Source organism: Streptomyces sp. NPDC055506 (assembly GCF_053643595.1).
In genome coordinates this window covers 99,011-114,430 of the sequence record NZ_JBSHKH010000005.1, presented here as the reverse complement: position 1 = coordinate 114,430, position 15,420 = coordinate 99,011, and the positions used below count along the sequence as shown (strand labels likewise).

At 72.6% G+C, this 15,420-nt stretch carries 17 protein-coding genes; 10 read left to right on the top strand and 7 right to left on the bottom strand.

Annotated elements, in window-relative coordinates; translation table 11 throughout:
• Window positions 1–6: 6 nt before the first annotated feature.
• On the top strand, window positions 7–1,332 hold the full coding sequence (locus tag ACWIF2_RS03745; protein WP_454358401.1) for a glutamate-1-semialdehyde 2,1-aminomutase: 1,326 nt from the start codon (window positions 7–9) through the stop codon (window positions 1,330–1,332).
• 13 nt (window positions 1,333–1,345) lie between these two features.
• On the opposite strand, the gene ACWIF2_RS03740 is transcribed toward ACWIF2_RS03745, so the two are convergent.
• Window positions 1,346–2,008, bottom strand: coding sequence for a phosphatase PAP2 family protein (locus ACWIF2_RS03740; protein WP_454358400.1), 663 nt, complete (start codon window positions 2,006–2,008; stop codon window positions 1,346–1,348).
• Between the two features lie 160 nt (window positions 2,009–2,168).
• On the opposite strand from ACWIF2_RS03740, the gene ACWIF2_RS03735 reads away from it, so the two are divergent.
• Window positions 2,169–2,594 (top strand): GNAT family N-acetyltransferase, encoded by a 426-nt coding sequence (locus tag ACWIF2_RS03735; protein ID WP_454358399.1) that lies wholly within the window; start codon window positions 2,169–2,171, stop codon window positions 2,592–2,594.
• Here ACWIF2_RS03735 and ACWIF2_RS03730 read toward each other — a convergent pair.
• Genes ACWIF2_RS03730 through ACWIF2_RS03720 form a run of 3 tightly spaced genes read right to left on the bottom strand, consistent with a single transcriptional unit; the run spans window position 2,591 to window position 4,816 of the window.
• Window positions 2,591–3,169, bottom strand: coding sequence for a TetR/AcrR family transcriptional regulator (locus tag ACWIF2_RS03730; protein WP_454358435.1), 579 nt, complete (start codon window positions 3,167–3,169; stop codon window positions 2,591–2,593). The two genes, ACWIF2_RS03735 and ACWIF2_RS03730, sit on opposite strands and share 4 nt — an antisense overlap.
• A 59-nt stretch (window positions 3,170–3,228) precedes the next feature.
• Entirely contained in the window at window positions 3,229–4,620 is a 1,392-nt protein-coding gene (locus ACWIF2_RS03725) for an amidase (RefSeq protein WP_454358398.1), read from the bottom strand.
• The gene (locus ACWIF2_RS03720) at window positions 4,607–4,816 is read right to left on the bottom strand and encodes a hypothetical protein (protein WP_454358397.1); all 210 of its coding nucleotides are present in this window, start codon (window positions 4,814–4,816) and stop codon (window positions 4,607–4,609) included. The genes ACWIF2_RS03725 and ACWIF2_RS03720 overlap by 14 nt, the downstream gene beginning before the upstream one ends.
• Before the next feature lie 119 nt (window positions 4,817–4,935).
• Between ACWIF2_RS03720 and ACWIF2_RS03715 the strand changes: the two genes are divergently transcribed.
• The 6 genes from ACWIF2_RS03715 to mug all read left to right on the top strand — a co-directional run bounded on the left by ACWIF2_RS03715 (window position 4,936) and on the right by mug (window position 11,260).
• A complete protein-coding gene (locus tag ACWIF2_RS03715) occupies window positions 4,936–5,817 on the top strand; it encodes an MBL fold metallo-hydrolase (protein WP_454358396.1) in 882 nt (293 codons plus the stop codon).
• Window positions 5,818–5,972: 155 nt separating this feature from the next.
• On the top strand, window positions 5,973–7,313 hold the full coding sequence (locus ACWIF2_RS03710; RefSeq protein WP_454358395.1) for a hemolysin family protein: 1,341 nt from the start codon (window positions 5,973–5,975) through the stop codon (window positions 7,311–7,313).
• Window positions 7,310–8,323 carry a hemolysin family protein gene (locus ACWIF2_RS03705; protein WP_454358394.1) on the top strand — a complete coding sequence of 338 codons (1,014 nt, stop codon included), beginning with the start codon at window positions 7,310–7,312 and terminating at the stop codon, window positions 8,321–8,323. Before ACWIF2_RS03710 ends, ACWIF2_RS03705 begins: the two co-directional genes overlap by 4 nt.
• Window positions 8,324–8,383: 60 nt before the next feature.
• Window positions 8,384–9,157, top strand: a complete 774-nt coding sequence (locus ACWIF2_RS03700; protein WP_454358393.1) for an SGNH/GDSL hydrolase family protein — start codon at window positions 8,384–8,386, stop codon at window positions 9,155–9,157.
• Window positions 9,158–9,263: 106 nt separating this feature from the next.
• The gene (purB, locus tag ACWIF2_RS03695; protein ID WP_454358392.1) at window positions 9,264–10,706 is read left to right on the top strand and encodes an adenylosuccinate lyase; all 1,443 of its coding nucleotides are present in this window, start codon (window positions 9,264–9,266) and stop codon (window positions 10,704–10,706) included.
• An 8-nt stretch (window positions 10,707–10,714) separates the two neighbouring features.
• Window positions 10,715–11,260 (top strand): G/U mismatch-specific DNA glycosylase, encoded by a 546-nt coding sequence (mug, locus tag ACWIF2_RS03690; RefSeq protein ID WP_454358391.1) that lies wholly within the window; start codon window positions 10,715–10,717, stop codon window positions 11,258–11,260.
• A 4-nt stretch (window positions 11,261–11,264) separates the two neighbouring features.
• Here mug and ACWIF2_RS03685 read toward each other — a convergent pair whose 3' ends face one another.
• From ACWIF2_RS03685 to ACWIF2_RS03675, 3 genes are read right to left on the bottom strand one after another with little or no spacing between them, the layout of a single operon-like run.
• The gene (locus tag ACWIF2_RS03685) at window positions 11,265–11,696 is read right to left on the bottom strand and encodes a hypothetical protein (protein WP_454358390.1); all 432 of its coding nucleotides are present in this window, start codon (window positions 11,694–11,696) and stop codon (window positions 11,265–11,267) included.
• A gap of 56 nt (window positions 11,697–11,752) precedes the next feature.
• Window positions 11,753–12,481, bottom strand: a complete 729-nt coding sequence (locus tag ACWIF2_RS03680) for an ABC transporter permease (protein ID WP_454358389.1) — start codon at window positions 12,479–12,481, stop codon at window positions 11,753–11,755.
• Between the two features lie 2 nt (window positions 12,482–12,483).
• Entirely contained in the window at window positions 12,484–13,404 is a 921-nt protein-coding gene (locus ACWIF2_RS03675) for an ABC transporter ATP-binding protein (protein ID WP_454358388.1), read from the bottom strand.
• Window positions 13,405–13,512: 108 nt separating this feature from the next.
• Between ACWIF2_RS03675 and ACWIF2_RS03670 the strand changes: the two genes are divergently transcribed.
• Both ACWIF2_RS03670 and ACWIF2_RS03665 read left to right on the top strand, forming a co-directional pair.
• On the top strand, window positions 13,513–14,682 hold the full coding sequence (locus ACWIF2_RS03670) for a sensor histidine kinase (protein WP_454358387.1): 1,170 nt from the start codon (window positions 13,513–13,515) through the stop codon (window positions 14,680–14,682).
• A gap of 14 nt (window positions 14,683–14,696) precedes the next feature.
• A complete protein-coding gene (locus ACWIF2_RS03665) occupies window positions 14,697–15,359 on the top strand; it encodes a response regulator (protein ID WP_454358386.1) in 663 nt (220 codons plus the stop codon).
• Window positions 15,360–15,420 lie beyond the last annotated feature (61 nt).

Sequence of the window (15,420 nt, the reverse complement as noted above, 5' to 3'; positions counted from 1 at the left end):
GTCAGCGTGGACACTGAGGAGTTCTTCCTGCCCCGGTCGCGGGCGGCGAACGAGCGGCTGCACACCCTGGTCCCCGGGGGCGCGCACACCTACGCCAAGGGTGACGACCAGTACCCCGAGAACCTGGCCCCGGTCATCAGCCACGGCCGCGGTGCCCATGTGTGGGACGTCGACGGCAACCGCTACATCGAGTACGGGTCCGGCCTGCGGTCGGTCAGCCTCGGCCACGCCCACCCGCGTGTGACCGAGGCGGTACGGCGGGAGATCGACCGCGGCAGCAACTTCGTCCGGCCGTCCATCGTGGAGGTCGAGGCCGCGGAACGCTTCCTGGCCACGGTGCCGACCGCCGAGATGGTGAAGTTCGCGAAGAACGGCTCCGACGCCACCACCGCCGCGGTCCGCCTCGCCCGCGCCGCCACTGGTCGCGCCCGGGTGGCCGTCTGCGCCGATCATCCGTTCTTCTCCGTCGACGACTGGTTCATCGGTACGACTCCGATGTCCGCCGGCATCCCGGCGGCGACCACCGACCTCACCGTGGCGTTCCCCTACGGCGACCTGGCCGCCACGGAGGAACTGCTCGCCCGGTACCAGGACGAGGTCGCCTGCCTGATCCTCGAACCCGCCACCCACACCGAGCCGCCGCCCGGGTACCTCGAGGGCCTGCGCGAACTGGCCGACCGGCACGGCTGCGTACTGATCTTCGACGAGATGATCACCGGGCTACGGTGGTCCGAGGCGGGCGCCCAGGGCCTGTACGGCGTCGTTCCCGACCTCTCCACGTTCGGCAAGGCGCTGGGCAACGGATTCGCCGTCTCCGCGCTGGCCGGGCGTCGCGAGCTGATGGAGCGGGGCGGGCTGCGGCACTCCGGCGAGCGGGTGTTCCTGCTGTCCACCACGCACGGCGCGGAAACGCACTCCCTGGCAGCGGCGATGGCCGTGCAAGCCACCTACGTCGAGGAGGGGATCACCGCGCGGCTGCACGCCCTGGGCGAGCGGCTGGCCGCCGGTGTCCGCGAGGCCACGGCCGGCATGGGCGTCGGCGACCATGTCGTCGTCCGGGGCCGGGCCAGCAACCTGGTCTTCGCCACCCTCGACGAGAACCGGCAGCCGTCGCAGGAGTACCGCACCCTGTTCCTGCGCCGGCTCCTCGCGGGCGGGGTGCTGGCCCCGTCGTTCGTGGTGAGCAGCGCGCTCAGCGAGGCGGACATCGATCACACCGTCGATGTGGTGGCCCAGGCGTGTGCGGTGTACCGGAAGGCACTGGACGCCGGTGACCCCGCCCCCTGGCTGGCCGGGCGGCCGGTGAAGCCGGTGTTCCGCCGCTCGGTGTGAACCTGACGTGACGTCAATGACGGTCTCGGCGGCCGGCGTCGGCCATCCGGTCGATGAGCCACGCGGTCGCCGGTACCACCGCCAGCGCGGTGCACCAGCCGCCGAGGACGTCCGTCGGGTAGTGCGCGCCCAGGGCGACCTGCGCCCAGCCCATGGCGGCGCCTGCGGCGAGCGCCGCCCCGAGCACGAGCACCGCGCCGGCCGTGTTGCCGAGGCCGAGCCGGCCGGCCGCGAGCAGCGCCACCACGAGGGCGAGCGCGGTGAGGAAGGCCGTGTGCCCGCTCGGGTAGGACAGGTTGTCGGGGCCGTGGATGGTGCGTCCCACCAGGGGCTTGAGCAGCTTCGTCGTCCCCACGGTCAGGCCGGCGCCGGCGACGACGAACACCGCCGCGCGAGGGTGCCGAAGCAGCAGGCAGCCCGTCACGGCGGCCACGACCAGCGCCACCGCCCCCAGGGGCTCCCCCAGGAAGTCCGTGGCCAGAGCGAGGTTCCGCCACGGCGGCCGCACACCGTCGACCGCCGGCTGAATCCACCCGTCCACCGTGCCGGGCTCGCCGTGCCCGGCGTGCATGACCCCGAGCGCGACGACCATCAGCGCGGCGAGGGCCGCGATCAGCCCGAGCCACCCGCGCGGCGCCGGGGGCAGCACCGCGGGCGCCGACCGGTGGGCAACCATGACTGCCGGGCGCCAACTCCCCACGAACGAGCCCCCCGTCGTGTCCGACTCGGCCCGCGCGGGGCGCCGTCAGTCTCCGGTGGCCACCCTAACCAACAGGCGGTGTCCGGGTACTGAAACCCGATCGCCGGATGGGCCGGCGCTCTGCTTGGCTCGCCCCATGAGCGATCTTCACATCCGCTGCGCGACCCTCTCGGACATCGAAACCGTGCTCGGTTTCTGGCGCGAAGCCGCGGAAGGCACCAGCATCAGCGACGACCACGACGGAGTGGCCCGGCTCATCACACGGGACCCCGAGGCCCTGCTCCTCGCCGAGCGCGACGGTCTCCTCACGGGCACCGTCATAGCCGGCTTCGACGGCTGGCGTTGCTCCGCCTACCGGCTCGCCGTACACCCGGACCACCGTCGGCAAGGCATCGCCACCGCCCTCCTGGAGGCCGCCGAACAGCGCTTCGCCGCCCTGGGCGGGCGACGTGTCGACGCCATGGTCCTGGAGGCCAACGAAGAGGCCCACCACACCTGGGCCGCGGCCGGCTACCGGCGCGAGGACCACTGGCGGCGCTGGGTCAAGCCCCTCATCGGCTAGGGCAGGCCCCCCATCGGCTGGGGAGTGTCTCCGGCCGGGGCGAGGACCCCGGCCACCAGCCGCCGGGCGTAGGCGGCGTCGAGGCCGTCCGGGCGGAAGAGGATGCGGTACATGATGGGCGCGACGACCTGGTCGATCACCGTTTCGACGTCGGGTGTCCGCTCCCCGCGTCCGGCCGCCCGGGTGAGGACGAGGCCGATCTGCTCGGCGGCGTAGGCCGAGCACCGGCCGGCGTTGCCGCCGTCGGGGTCGCCGAGCAGGGCGTCGCGGATGTAGGCGCGGCCGGCGGGCGAGGCCATCTCGTCGAGGAACTGCTCGGCCCAGGCCGTGAGGTCGGCCGGCAGGGTGCCGTGGTCGCCGGGCGTGGTGTCGGGCCGCAGGCGCTCGACCGCCACGTCCGACAGCAGTTCCTGCAGGTCGCCCCAGCGGCGGTAGATGGTCGACGGTGTCACGCCCGCGCGCTGGGCGACCAGCGGCACCGTCAGGGCGTCCCGGCCCAGCTCCGAGGCGAGTTCGCGTACGGCGGCGTGCACCGCCGCCTGGACCCGGGCGCTGCGGCCGCCGGGGCGCACCATCTGTCTGCTCACGGCACCCACCTTAAAGCGAACCCTTTGCGTCTGGGGCGGTTCCCGGTTCAGGCCGCGGGCGCGAGCCGGCGGGCGGGCCGGGTCTGCTCGTAGGCGTGGCCGACCCGCAGGAGCAGCCGCTCCCCGAGCGGCCGGCCGAGGAGCTGCATGCCGATCGGCAGGCCCTGGGTGTCGTGGCCGACCGGTAGGGACAGGGACGGCACCCCGGTGATATTGGCGGGTGCGGAGAGCCGCACATAGGCGTCCGAGACCCCCTCGACGGTACCGTCGGCCCAGGTGATCGTCTCCCGGCCGGCCGGGACCGCGGTCGCGGGGAGGGTGGGGGCGGCGATCAGGTCGACCTCGCGCAGCATGTCCGCCCACTCCTGCCGCATGAGGGTGCGGGAACGCTGGGCCCGCAAGTAGTCGCCGGCGGGCATCAGTTCGCCGGCCTCCAGGAGGATGCGGACGTCGGCCTGGTAGAGCTCGGGGACCGTGCGCAGGGTGCTCTCGTGGTAGGCGGTGGCCTCGGGCACCATCAGGCCCCACTGGGTGGCCTGGATGTAGCGGGTCATGGGGATCTCGACGTCGACGAGCCGGGCACCGAGATCCCGGAGCCGGTCGATCGCCTTCCGGACGGCGGCTTCCACCTCGGCGTCGACGTGGTCGAAGTACCAGGTGCGCGGCACGCCGACGCGCAGTCCGGTCAGGTCGGTGCCCTCGGCCGGCCGGTGGTCCGCCGGGGGTGTGACCAGGGAGGCGGGGTCGTGGGGGTCGGGGCCGGCCAGGGCGTCGAGGACCAGGCCCGCGTCCTCGACGGTGCGGGTGATCGGGCCGACGTGGTCCAGGGACCAGGACAGCGAGGTGACGCCGTGCCGCGGGACGAGGCCGTAGGTCGGCTTGAGGCCGACGACGCCGTTGAGCGCGGCGGGCACCCGGATGGATCCGCCGGTGTCGGTGCCCAGGGCGAAAGTGGCGGTGCCCGTGGCGACGGCGACCGCCGATCCGCCGCTGGAGCCGCCGGCGACCCGGTCACGGTCCCAGGCGTTGCCGGTCTGCGGGGTGGTCAGCCCGTAGGCGAACTCGTGGGTGTGGGTCTTGCCGACCAGGACGGCTCCGGCCGCCCGCAGACGCGCGGCGACGGTGCTGTCGGTGTGGGCGCGGTGGCCGGCCCTGACCCTGGAACTGGCTGACGTCGCCAGTCCGGCGGTGTCGATCAGGTCCTTCAGCCCCATCGGGATGCCGTGCAGCGGACCGCGGTGCCGGCCGGCCGCGATGTCCTGCTCGGCTTCGAGGGCGGCCCGGCGGGTGTGCTCGGCGGTGACGGTGACATAGGCCCCGAGCCGAGGCTCCACCTGTTCGACGCGCTCCAGCACGGAGTCCGCCAGCTCGACGGGAGACAGCCGCCGCGCCCGGATCAGCTCGGCGGCGGCGCCGAGGGTCAGTTCATACGGCTGCATCGTGGGCCTCCTGTGCCGCGCGATACGCGGGGGCGGGCGGGGTGTCGCCGAAGTCGAGCTCGCGCAGGACGGCGACCACGGAGTGGATGTGGTCGGCGGTGGCCGCGACCGCGGCATGGCGGTCGGCCGGCAGGACGAGCCCGGCGCGGTGGGCCCAGCGGGCCGCTTCCGGGGGTGTGAGTTCGGTGCGGGACATGGACTCCCCTGTGAGCGACAAAAGCTAACTGTTTGCGTTAGTGGACTGTAGGACCTACGGTCGACTTAACGCAAACACGTTGCTTTAACCGATCGCTTCAAGCTCTCGAGGAGAGACCGATGACCACATGGACCGTGGGCGACCTCACCGTCCACCGCGTCGACGAGGTCCCGCTGCCGCCGGCCACCGGACCGTGGCTGCTGCCCGACGCCACACCGGACGTCGTGGCGGGACAGGACTGGCTGCGCCCCCACTTCGCGGACGGCGACGGCGTCCCGCGCCTGGACAGCCACAGCTTCGCGTTCACCGCCGGCGGGCTTCGCGTGCTGGTGGACACGGGCATCGGCAACGGCAAACAGCGGGCCAATCCCGCCTGGCACGACCTCGACACCGACTACCTGCGGCGCCTCACCGCCGCCGGATTCCCCCCGGACTCGGTGGACTTGGTGATCCTCACCCATCTGCACGCCGACCACGTCGGCTGGAACACCCGGGAGGTGAACGGCGCGTGGGTGCCCACGTTCCCGCACGCCCGCTACCTGACCTCCCGCGCCGAGCGGGAGTTCTGGGCCGGGTACGCCATGGACGAGGCACGCGCGCAGATGTTCCGCGACTCCGTGATCCCGGTGGAGGAGGCCGGGCGGCTCGACCTCGTCGACGTCCCCGCCGAGGGTGCCGAAGTCGCTCCGGGCCTGCGTCTGATCCCGACCCCGGGGCACACCCCCGGCCACCTCGCCGTAGAACTGACCAGTCGCGGACGGACGGCGCTGATCACCGGCGACTGCGTCCACCACCCCGTCCAGCTCGCCCACCCCGGCATCGGCGCGTGCGTCGACATCGATCCCGTACAGTCCGAGGCCTCGCGCCGGAGGCTGCTCGACTCTCTGGCCGGCACGGACACCCTCCTGCTCGGCACCCACTTCGCGCCGCCCACCGCGGGTCGGGTCGTCGCCCACGAGGGCGCCTACCGGCTGGCACCCGCCCCCGCCGACTCGCCCTGAGCACCCCCCGGAAGGACTTTGCCCATCCTTTAACCTTGGATGGCCACTCGGTTCTGCATGAAAGGTTGTGAGCGTCCGCCCATGGGCGTGCCTCCCCGTGCGCGACACCGCGCGTTCCGCCCCGTCCTGGAGAACCATGGAACGGGGGTGAACCGATGACCGAAGTGCTGCTCCTTCTGGCGGCGATCCTGCTCTCGCTCGCCTGCGGCGCCTTCGTGGCGGCCGAGTTCTCCCTCACCACGGTCGAGCGCTCCGAGCTGGAGCGGGCGGTGGAGCGCGGCGATCGGGGCGCGCAGGGCGCGCTGAAGGCCGTACGGAGCCTGACGTTCCAGCTGTCCGGGGCGCAGCTCGGCATCACCGTCACGAACCTGGTCGTCGGCATGCTCGCCGAGCCGTCGATCGCGGCGCTGATCGCCGGGCCGCTGGAGGACGCCGGTGTCTCGCGGTCGGCGTCGCACAGCCTCGCGCTGGTGCTCGGCACGGCCGCCTCGACGGTGTTCCTGATGGTGGTCGGCGAGCTGGTCCCGAAGAACTGGGCGATCTCCTCTCCGCTGACGGTCGCCAAGACCGTGGGCAATGCCCAGCGCTGGTTCAGCGCCGCGTTCCGCCCCTTCATCACCCATCTCAACAACACGGCGAACCGGGTGGTGCGCCGGATCGGTGTGGAGCCCGCCGAGGAGCTGGCCTCGGCGCGCGGGCCGCAGGAGCTGGCGGCGCTGGCCCGCCACTCGGCCAAGGAAGGCGCGCTGGAGGCCGACACCGCGGAGCTGTTCGTGCGGACGCTGAACCTCGCCGACCTGACCGCCGAGAACGTGATGACGCCCCGGGTGCAGGTCGTCGCCCTGGAGGTGCAGGCGACCCTGGAGGACGTGGCGAACGCGACCCGGGCGACCGGTCTGTCACGGTTCCCCGTCTACCGCGGGACCCTCGACTCGGTCGTCGGGACCGCGCACGTCAAGGACGTACTGGCGGTACCGGCCGAACGCCGGACCCGGATCTACGTCTCCGAGCTGATGCGCGAACCGCTGCTGGTCCCGGAGACCCTCACCGTCGACCGGCTCCTGGACCGGCTCTCCGGCAAGCGCACGATGGCCGTCGTGATCGACGAGTACGGCGGCACGGCGGGCGTGGCCACCCTGGAGGACATCGTCGAGGAGGTCGTCGGCGAGGTGCGCGACGAGCACGACCCGCACGAGCTGCCCGACCTCGCCCCGGCCGGCACGGACGAGGCCGGCCATGCCCTGTACTCGGCCGACGGCTCCGCGCGCGTGGACCGTCTGGAGCGGGTCGGGCTGCGCGCGCCGGAGGGGCCGTACGAGACGCTCGCGGGGCTGGTGGCGACGGTGCTGGGCCGGATACCGGACGTCGGTGACACCCTCGAGGTCGCCGGCTGGCGGATGGAGGTCCTGGACGCGACCGGCCGCCGGGCGGCGCGCGTCCGGCTGCGGGCGCCGCTCGACGACGAGAAGCCCGACGAGAGGGGAGCGGAGCTGTGACCGCCGTACAGCTGCTGATCGGTCTGGCGACGCTCGTCGTCAACGCCTTCTTCGTCGGCGCCGAGTTCGCGCTGATCTCGGTGCGCCGCAGCCAGATCGAGCCCTACGCCGACCGGGGCGACCGGCGCGCCAAGAGCGTGCTGTGGGGCTTGGAGCACGTGTCGGCGCTGATGGCGGCCGCACAGCTCGGCATCACGCTGTGCACGCTGGTGCTGGGTGTGGTGGCCGAGCCGGCGATCGCGCATCTGCTGGAGCCGGTGTTCCACGCGGTGGGCGTGCCCGAGGGCGCGGGACACGCGGTGTCCTTCGTGATCGCGCTGGCCCTGGCCACGTATCTGCACATGCTGCTCGGCGAGATGGTGCCGAAGAACATCGCGCTCGCCGAGCCGGTGCGCAGCGCGCTGGCCCTCGGCCCGCCCCTGGTGGCGCTGTCCCGGGCACTGCGCCCGGTGATCTTCACGATCAACGCCTTCGCCAACACACTGCTGAAGCTGCTGCGCGTGGAGGCCCGGGAGGAGGTCGCCGCCTCCTACTCGGACGCGGAGATAGCGCAGATCGTGAAGGACTCCAGCGAGGCCGGCCTGATCGACGACCGCGCCCAGGAGCGGCTGCACGACGCGCTGGAGCTGGGCCGCCGCCCGGTGCGCGACGTGGTCCTGCCCCTGGAGAGAGTGGTGTACGCGAGGGTGGGCGTCACCCCGGACGAGCTGGAGCAGCTCACTGCGGACTCCGGGTTCTCCCGCTTCCCGGTGGTGGACGAGGGGCGGCGGATCGTCGGCTATCTGCATGTGAAGGACGCCCTGGACGCCCTCGGGCGCGACGTGCCGTTCCGGCTGCGGGACATGCGGCCCATCGCGCGCGTGCGGGAGCACACACCGCTGGACGACGTCCTCACCGCGATGCGCGGCAGCCGTACGCATCTCGCGGCCGTCCTCGGGGCGGACGGCCGGCTGGCCGGGCTCGTGACCATGGAGGACGTACTGCGGGAGCTGTTCGGCCAGCGGACGTGAGGGGTCTCTCGCCGGCCGACCGACTGCTGGGTATGTGCACGGGATATCATTTCCGGCGCCATGCACACGAACCCCACCCACAGCAGCCTCGTCGCGGTCGGCGACTCCTTCACCGAGGGCATGTCGGACCTGTTGCCCGACGGCACCTACCGCGGCTGGGCCGACCTGCTCGCCGCACGGATGGCGGCCGGCACTCCCGGCTTCCGCTACGCCAACCTCGCGGTGCGCGGCAAGCTGATCCAGCAGATCGTCGACGAGCAGGTGGACGTGGCGGCGGCCATGAAGCCCGATGTGATCACCCTGGTCGGCGGGCTCAACGACACGCTGCGGCCCAAGTGCGACATGGGCCGGGTGCGTGCCCTCCTGGAGGAGGCCGTGGAGCGGCTGGCCCCGTCGTGCAAACAGCTGGTGCTGATGCGCAGCCCGGGCCGGCGGGGCCCTGTCCTGGAGCGGTTCCGGCCGCGTATGGAGGAGCTGTTCGCCTGCGTCGACGAACTCGCCGACCGGCACGGCGCGCTCGTCGTCGACCTCTACGGCGCCCCCTCGCTCGGCGACCCCCGGCTGTGGGACGTGGACCGGCTGCATCTGACGGCCGAGGGCCACCGCCGGGTCGCCGAGGCCGTGTGGCAGACGCTCGGCTACGAGCCCGAGGACACCGAGTGGCGCACGCCGATGCCGACGACGCTGCCGCCGGGCTGGGTCATGCGCCGCGCCGCGGACGTCCGGTTCGCCCGGCAGTACCTGCTGCCCTGGATAGGCCGCCGTCTGACGGGCCGCTCCTCGGGCGACGGCCTGCCGCCCAAGCGCCCCGAGCTGCTGCCGTACGAGCTGTAGGTCCCGCCGTACCACCCCCTCGCCTACGGCATCGCGAGCCTCTCGTAGGTTCCGACGAAAAGGCCGGTGCGCTGGCCTGCACGAATCGCCAGTAGAATCCGTCCACGTGACTTCCGCTCCCGCCAAGCCCCGCATCCCGAACGTCCTCGCCGGACGGTACGCCTCCGCCGAGCTCGCCACGCTCTGGTCCCCCGAGCAGAAGGTGAGGCTGGAGCGGCAGCTCTGGCTCGCCGTGCTGCGCGCCCAGAAGGACCTCGGGATCGAGGTGCCGGACGCGGCGCTCGCCGACTACGAGCGGGTGCTCGACCAGGTCGACCTGGCCTCCATCGCCGAGCGTGAGAAGGTCACACGGCACGACGTGAAGGCGCGGATCGAGGAGTTCAACGACCTCGCCGGGCACGAGCACGTGCACAAGGGCATGACCTCCCGCGACCTCACCGAGAACGTCGAGCAGCTGCAGGTCCGGCTCTCGCTGGAGCTGATGCGCGACCGCACGGTCGCTGTCCTGGCGCGGCTGGGCAAGCTGGCCGGCGAGTACGGCGAGCTGGTCATGGCCGGCCGCTCGCACAATGTCGCCGCGCAGGCCACCACCCTCGGCAAGCGCTTCGCGACCGCCACCGACGAACTGCTCGTGGCCTACGGCCGCGTCGAGGAGCTGCTGGGCCGCTACCCGCTGCGCGGCATCAAGGGCCCGGTCGGCACCGCGCAGGACATGCTGGACCTGCTGGGCGGGGACGCCGCGAAGCTCGCGGAGCTGGAGCAGCGGATCGCCACCCACCTGGGCTTCTCGCAGGCGTTCACCTCGGTCGGCCAGGTCTACCCGCGCTCGCTGGACTACGAGGTCGTGACGACGCTGGTGCAGCTGGCGGCGGCGCCTTCGTCGCTGGCGAAGACGGTCCGGCTGATGGCCGGGCACGAGCTGGTCACGGAGGGCTTCAAGCCGGGCCAGGTCGGCTCCTCGGCGATGCCGCACAAGATGAACACCCGCTCCTGCGAGCGCGTCAACGGCCTGATGGTGATCCTGCGCGGCTACGCCTCGATGACGGGCGAGCTGGCGGGCGACCAGTGGAACGAGGGCGACGTGTCCTGCTCGGTGGTGCGCCGGGTCGCGCTGCCGGACGCGTTCTTCGCGCTGGACGGTCTGCTGGAGACGTTCCTGACGGTGCTCGACGAGTTCGGCGCGTTCCCGGCGGTCGTGGCCAGGGAGCTGGACCGGTACCTGCCGTTCCTCGCCACCACCAAGGTGCTGATGGGTGCCGTGCGCGCGGGCGTGGGCCGGGAGCTCGCACACGAGGCGATCAAGGAGAACGCCGTCGCCTCCGCGCTGGCGATGCGCGAGCAGGGCGCCGAGCGCAACGAACTGCTCGACAAGCTCGCCACCGACGAGCGCATTCCGCTCGACCGCGCCCAGCTGGACGCACTGATGGCCGACAAGCTGTCCTTCACGGGTGCCGCGGGCGACCAGGTCGCCACCGTGGTCGCCCGGGTCGAGGAGATCGTGAAGCAACACCCCCAGGCCGCGGGCTACACGCCCGGCGCGATTCTCTGACGCGCCGCATGGCGCGCTTCACGCCCGAGGAGCTGGAGGCCGCCCGCGACCGTGTCGTGCCCGACGTGGTCGCGGACGGTCTGCGGGTGCTGTTCTGCGGGATCAACCCCGGGCTGATGACGGCCGCGACGGGCCATCACTTCGCCCGCCCCGGCAACCGCTTCTGGCCCGTACTGCACCGATCCGGCTTCACGCCCCGGCTGCTGAAGCCGTCCGAACAGCGGGAGTTGCTCTCGTACGGGCTCGGCATCACCAACGTCGTGGCGCGGCCCACCGCTCGGGCCGACGAGCTGAGCGCCGAGGAGTACCGGGAGGGCGGGCGGCTGCTCGCGCTGAAGGCGGGGCGGCTGCGGCCGGGCTGGCTGGCGGTGGTGGGTGTGACCGCGTACCGCGCCGCGTTCGACGACCGGAAGGCTCAGGTCGGGCCGCAGTCGCGGACCTTCGGGGAGACGCGCGTGTGGGTGCTGCCCAACCCGAGCGGGCTGAACGCGCACTGGACGGCCGAGACCATGGCGGAGGAGTTCGGACGGCTGCGGGAGGCCGCGGAGGCCTGACCGGTCACGGCGGGTCCGTCTCCGTGATCACGGCCAGCAACCGCACGTCGTGGGAGGGGTCCTGGTCCGTGACCGCCACGGCGACCCAGCGGCCGGTGCCCTCCACCTCCCACACGTGCGCCACTCCGGCCCACGCGCTCAGCTCGGCCCAGGGCCGGGGTATCTCCTCCCGCTCGGTGCGCAGGAGGACGGTCTGCAGGTTGTAGGGGTCCGTGTCGCCCCAGCGCGAGGCCAGCAGTTCGTAGACGGCGTCACGGTCCTTCTCGAACTGGTCGACCGTCACCGCCCAGGTCGCGGGGTCGCCGTAGAGCCCGCTCTCTAACACCGCCACGTGGTAGCCGGGTCCTGACATGCCGACGTCCGACGGGCCGTGCTCCACCGGAAAGGGGCGGTAGCACAGCTCGTCGACGAGGGCGATGTGCTGTGCGATGCTCATGGGTCCAGTAAACCCGCCCCCACTGACACTTGGCGGGGCATCACCCCTGTCATCGGTCAGGCGTCCCGGCGGCGCACGCTCCACGCTCCCGCGAGCAGCGCGGCGGCCGTCCAGAGCGCGGTCACCGCGAGCCCCGACCACGGCCCGAGGGACGATCCCTCGGGCGTCCCACGGATGACCAACTGCCCCGCCTTGTCGGGCAGGAAGTCGGCGACGGTGCCCGTGGCGTCGCCGATCACGAACCCTACGACGAGGATGAACGGGATCAACAGCGACAGCGTGGCCACGCCGCTGCGCAGCAGTGCGGCCAGCCCGGCCGCGAACAGGGCCATGAGCATGAGGTAGACCCCGCAGCCCACGACGGCGCGCGCCTGCTCACCGGTGCCGAGCCCGTCGGCTGCCGGTCCGAGCCCCGCCCGTGCCACGAGGAGAGCGGCGAGAGCCGTCACCAGCCCCACCAGGAGCGCGGGTACGGCGATGACCGCCGCCTTGGCCGCGAACCACCGGCCGCGCCGGGGAACCGCGGTCAGCGAGAGCCGCAGTGCCCCCGAGTGGAACTCCGCCGACACGGCCATGGCCCCGAAGGCGATGGCCGCGATCTGGCCCGGTATGACACCCGAGAGGGAGGTGAACAGCGCGTCGAATCCCGGGTCCGAGGTCTCGGAGACACCGGCGATCGCGGAGAACGCCGTGGTCGCGGCGAACAGGGCCAGGAGGGCTCCCGGCAGCGAGCGGAGCGTACGGATCTTCAGCCACTCGGAGCGGAGTAGGGGCGTGATTTCCATGGTCAGGCCTCCTGGGGCTGTGCGGTGAACTCGGTCTCGGCGGACGTGAGGTCGAAGTAGGCCTGCTCCAAGGTGCCTTCCTCGGCCGCGAGTTCCAGGACGGGCACGCTCGCGGCGGAGGCGATGCGGCCGATGTCGTCCACGCGTGCGTGGGGCACGGTCCAGTGGCCGTCCGGGTGTTCCTCGGCCTCGTGGCCGTGCCGGGCGAGGGCGCTCTTGAGCGCGGCGGGGTCGCTCGTGCGGATCCGTACGAGCGGCCGCACGCGTGCGTGGATGAAGTCCCGCATCGGGGTGTCGGCCAACAGCCGGCCCCGGCCGAGGACGACGAGATGGTCCGCGAAGGACGCGGTCTCGTTCATCAGATGGCTGGAGACCAGGACCGTCCGTCCCTCCCCCGCGAGCCGTCGCAGCAACTGCCGGATCCACACGATGCCTTCGGGATCGAGGCCGTTGGACGGCTCGTCCAGCATGACCACCTCGGGATCGCCCAGCAGGGCGGCGGCGATGCCGAGTCGCTGGCGCATGCCCAGGGAGTACGTCCGCACACGGCGCCGGGCCACCGAGGCCAGGCCCGTCTCCTCCAGTACCTCGTCGACGCGGCGGTCCGGGATGCGGTTGCTCGCGGCCAGGACACGGAGGTGGTCGCGGGCGGTACGGGAGCCGTGCGCGGCCTGCGCGTCGAGCAGGGCGCCGACGTGGCGCAGGGGTTCGCTCAGGGCCGGGTAGGCGCGTCCGCCGATGGTCGCTGAACCGGCGGTCGGCCGGTCGAGGCCGAGCACCAGCCGCATGGTGGTGGACTTTCCGGCGCCGTTGGGGCCGAGGAAGCCGGTGACGCGACCGGGCAGCACACGGAACGTGAGGTCGTCGACGGCGCGCTTGGTGCCGAACTCCTTGGTGAGGGACTGGACGTCGATGCTGGTCATGACAGCAGCCTGACCCCTCGTGCGGGGTGCGGGCCTCCCCCGGCCGTGGAGATCGTCTCCCCCGTGCGGGGGAGGTCCGCTGTCAGTGGCGGCTGGCACGATGGCGCGATGGTCCGCATGCTGCGCCCGCTCACGCGGGCGGTGACGTACACGCGGTGGCTGCACATGATGGTGGCCATCGTGTGGCCGTCGCTGTGGCTGTTCATCCAGGAGGCGTGGTGGACCCAGGTCACGGCCGCGGTCCTGCTCGGACTCGCGGGCCTCGTGCCCGCCACACGGGTCGTGGAGGGGTTCCAGGCCAGGCTGCTGCTGACCGGTCACCGGCGGGACGGTGGGAGCGAGGAGATCGTGACCACCCCGTCGGTCACGTGGGCGGACCGCGGGCGGACGGTGGTGTGGCTGGAGACGCGGCTGTGCCTCGGCTGGATCGTGGCTCACCTCTCCGTCCAGTTACCCCTCCTCGCGGTCGACCTGCTGACGACCGGGCTCGGTTTCGAGCCCTTGGCCGACGGATTCGTGACCGTCGAGGAGAACCGCTGGTGGCACGCCGTGCTCGCACCTGTGCCGTTGGTTCTGTTCCCCGTGGTCGTGGTGTGGTCGGGCCACCTCATCACCGCGCTGGCCAGACGGCTCCTCGGACCGTCACCCGCCGAGCGGATGGAGGCGCTGGAGGAACGCACCGAACAGCTCCTGGAACGCACGCGTATCGCCCGCGAGTTGCACGACTCCATCGGCCACGCGCTCACGGTCGCCGTCGTGCAGGCGGGAGCCGCGCGGGCCGCCGGTGACGCGGAGTTCACCGACCGCGCCCTGGTCGCCATCGAGGAGACGGGCCGGGCCGCCCTGGAGGACCTGGAGCGTGTGCTCGGCGTCCTGCGCGAGTCGGAGAAACCGGTGAGCAGCAGGCCGACCCTCGTGGACGCCGACCGACTGCTGGAGTCCGCGCGTGCCTCCGGGGCGAAGGTCGACGCCGAGGTGACCGGCCCCGTGGACACCGTGCCGGGGCCGGTGTCCCGGGAGGGCTACCGGATCCTCCAGGAGGCGCTGACCAATGTGCTGCGGCACGCGGGCGCGGTCCCGGTGGAGGTCCGCGTCCGTGCCTGCGACGACACCCTCGTCCTCGCGATACGCAACCCGATGCCCGAGCCGATACCCGGCCTCGGACGGGGCAGCGGCCTGCGCGGCATACGCGAGCGCGCCGCCCTGCTCGGCGGACGGGCCAGAACCGGCCCCGACCAAGGTGACTGGCAGGTCCATGTCGAACTGCCGTTGAGTTGATCTACGCTGTCCGGATGTCGGTCACCGTTCTCCTCGTCGACGACGAACCCCTGGTACGCGCGGGTCTGCGGGCCGTGCTGGAGGCACAGCCCGACATCGAGGTCGTCGGGGAGGCCGCGGACGGGGCGGCGGTGATCCCGCTCGTGCGGCGGTTGCGGCCCGACGTGGTCGCCATGGACGTACGGATGCCGCTGCTGGACGGCATCGAGGCCACCCGGGCGCTGCTGCGGACGGTCGACGAGCCGCCGCGGATCCTGGTGGTGACGACCTTCGAGAACGACGAGTACGTGTACGAGGCGCTGCGGGCCGGCGCCGACGGGTTTCTGCTCAAGCGGGCCCGGCCGGCCGAGATCGTGCACGCGGTGCGGCTGATCGCCGAGGGCGAGTCCCTGCTGTTCCCGGCCTCGGTGCGGCAGCTCGCCGCCGAGTACGGCGACGACGGCGGGAACCGCGCGGCGCGGGCCGTGATGGAGCGGGCCCAGCTGACCGAGCGCGAGGCCGAGGTGCTGCGGCTGATGGCGCGGGGGCTGTCGAACGCGGAGATCGCCGCCCGGCTGGTCGTCGGGACGGAGACCGTGAAGTCGCATGTGAGCGCGGTGCTGGCGAAGTTGGGGGCGCGGGACCGGACCCAGGCGGTGATCGCCGCGTACGAGTCGGGGTTCGTGGCGCCGGGCTGATCGGCGAGGGCCGGTGCCGGACCCTCGCCGGGGCGCGCCGCGCCGAGTACGATCCGGCCAA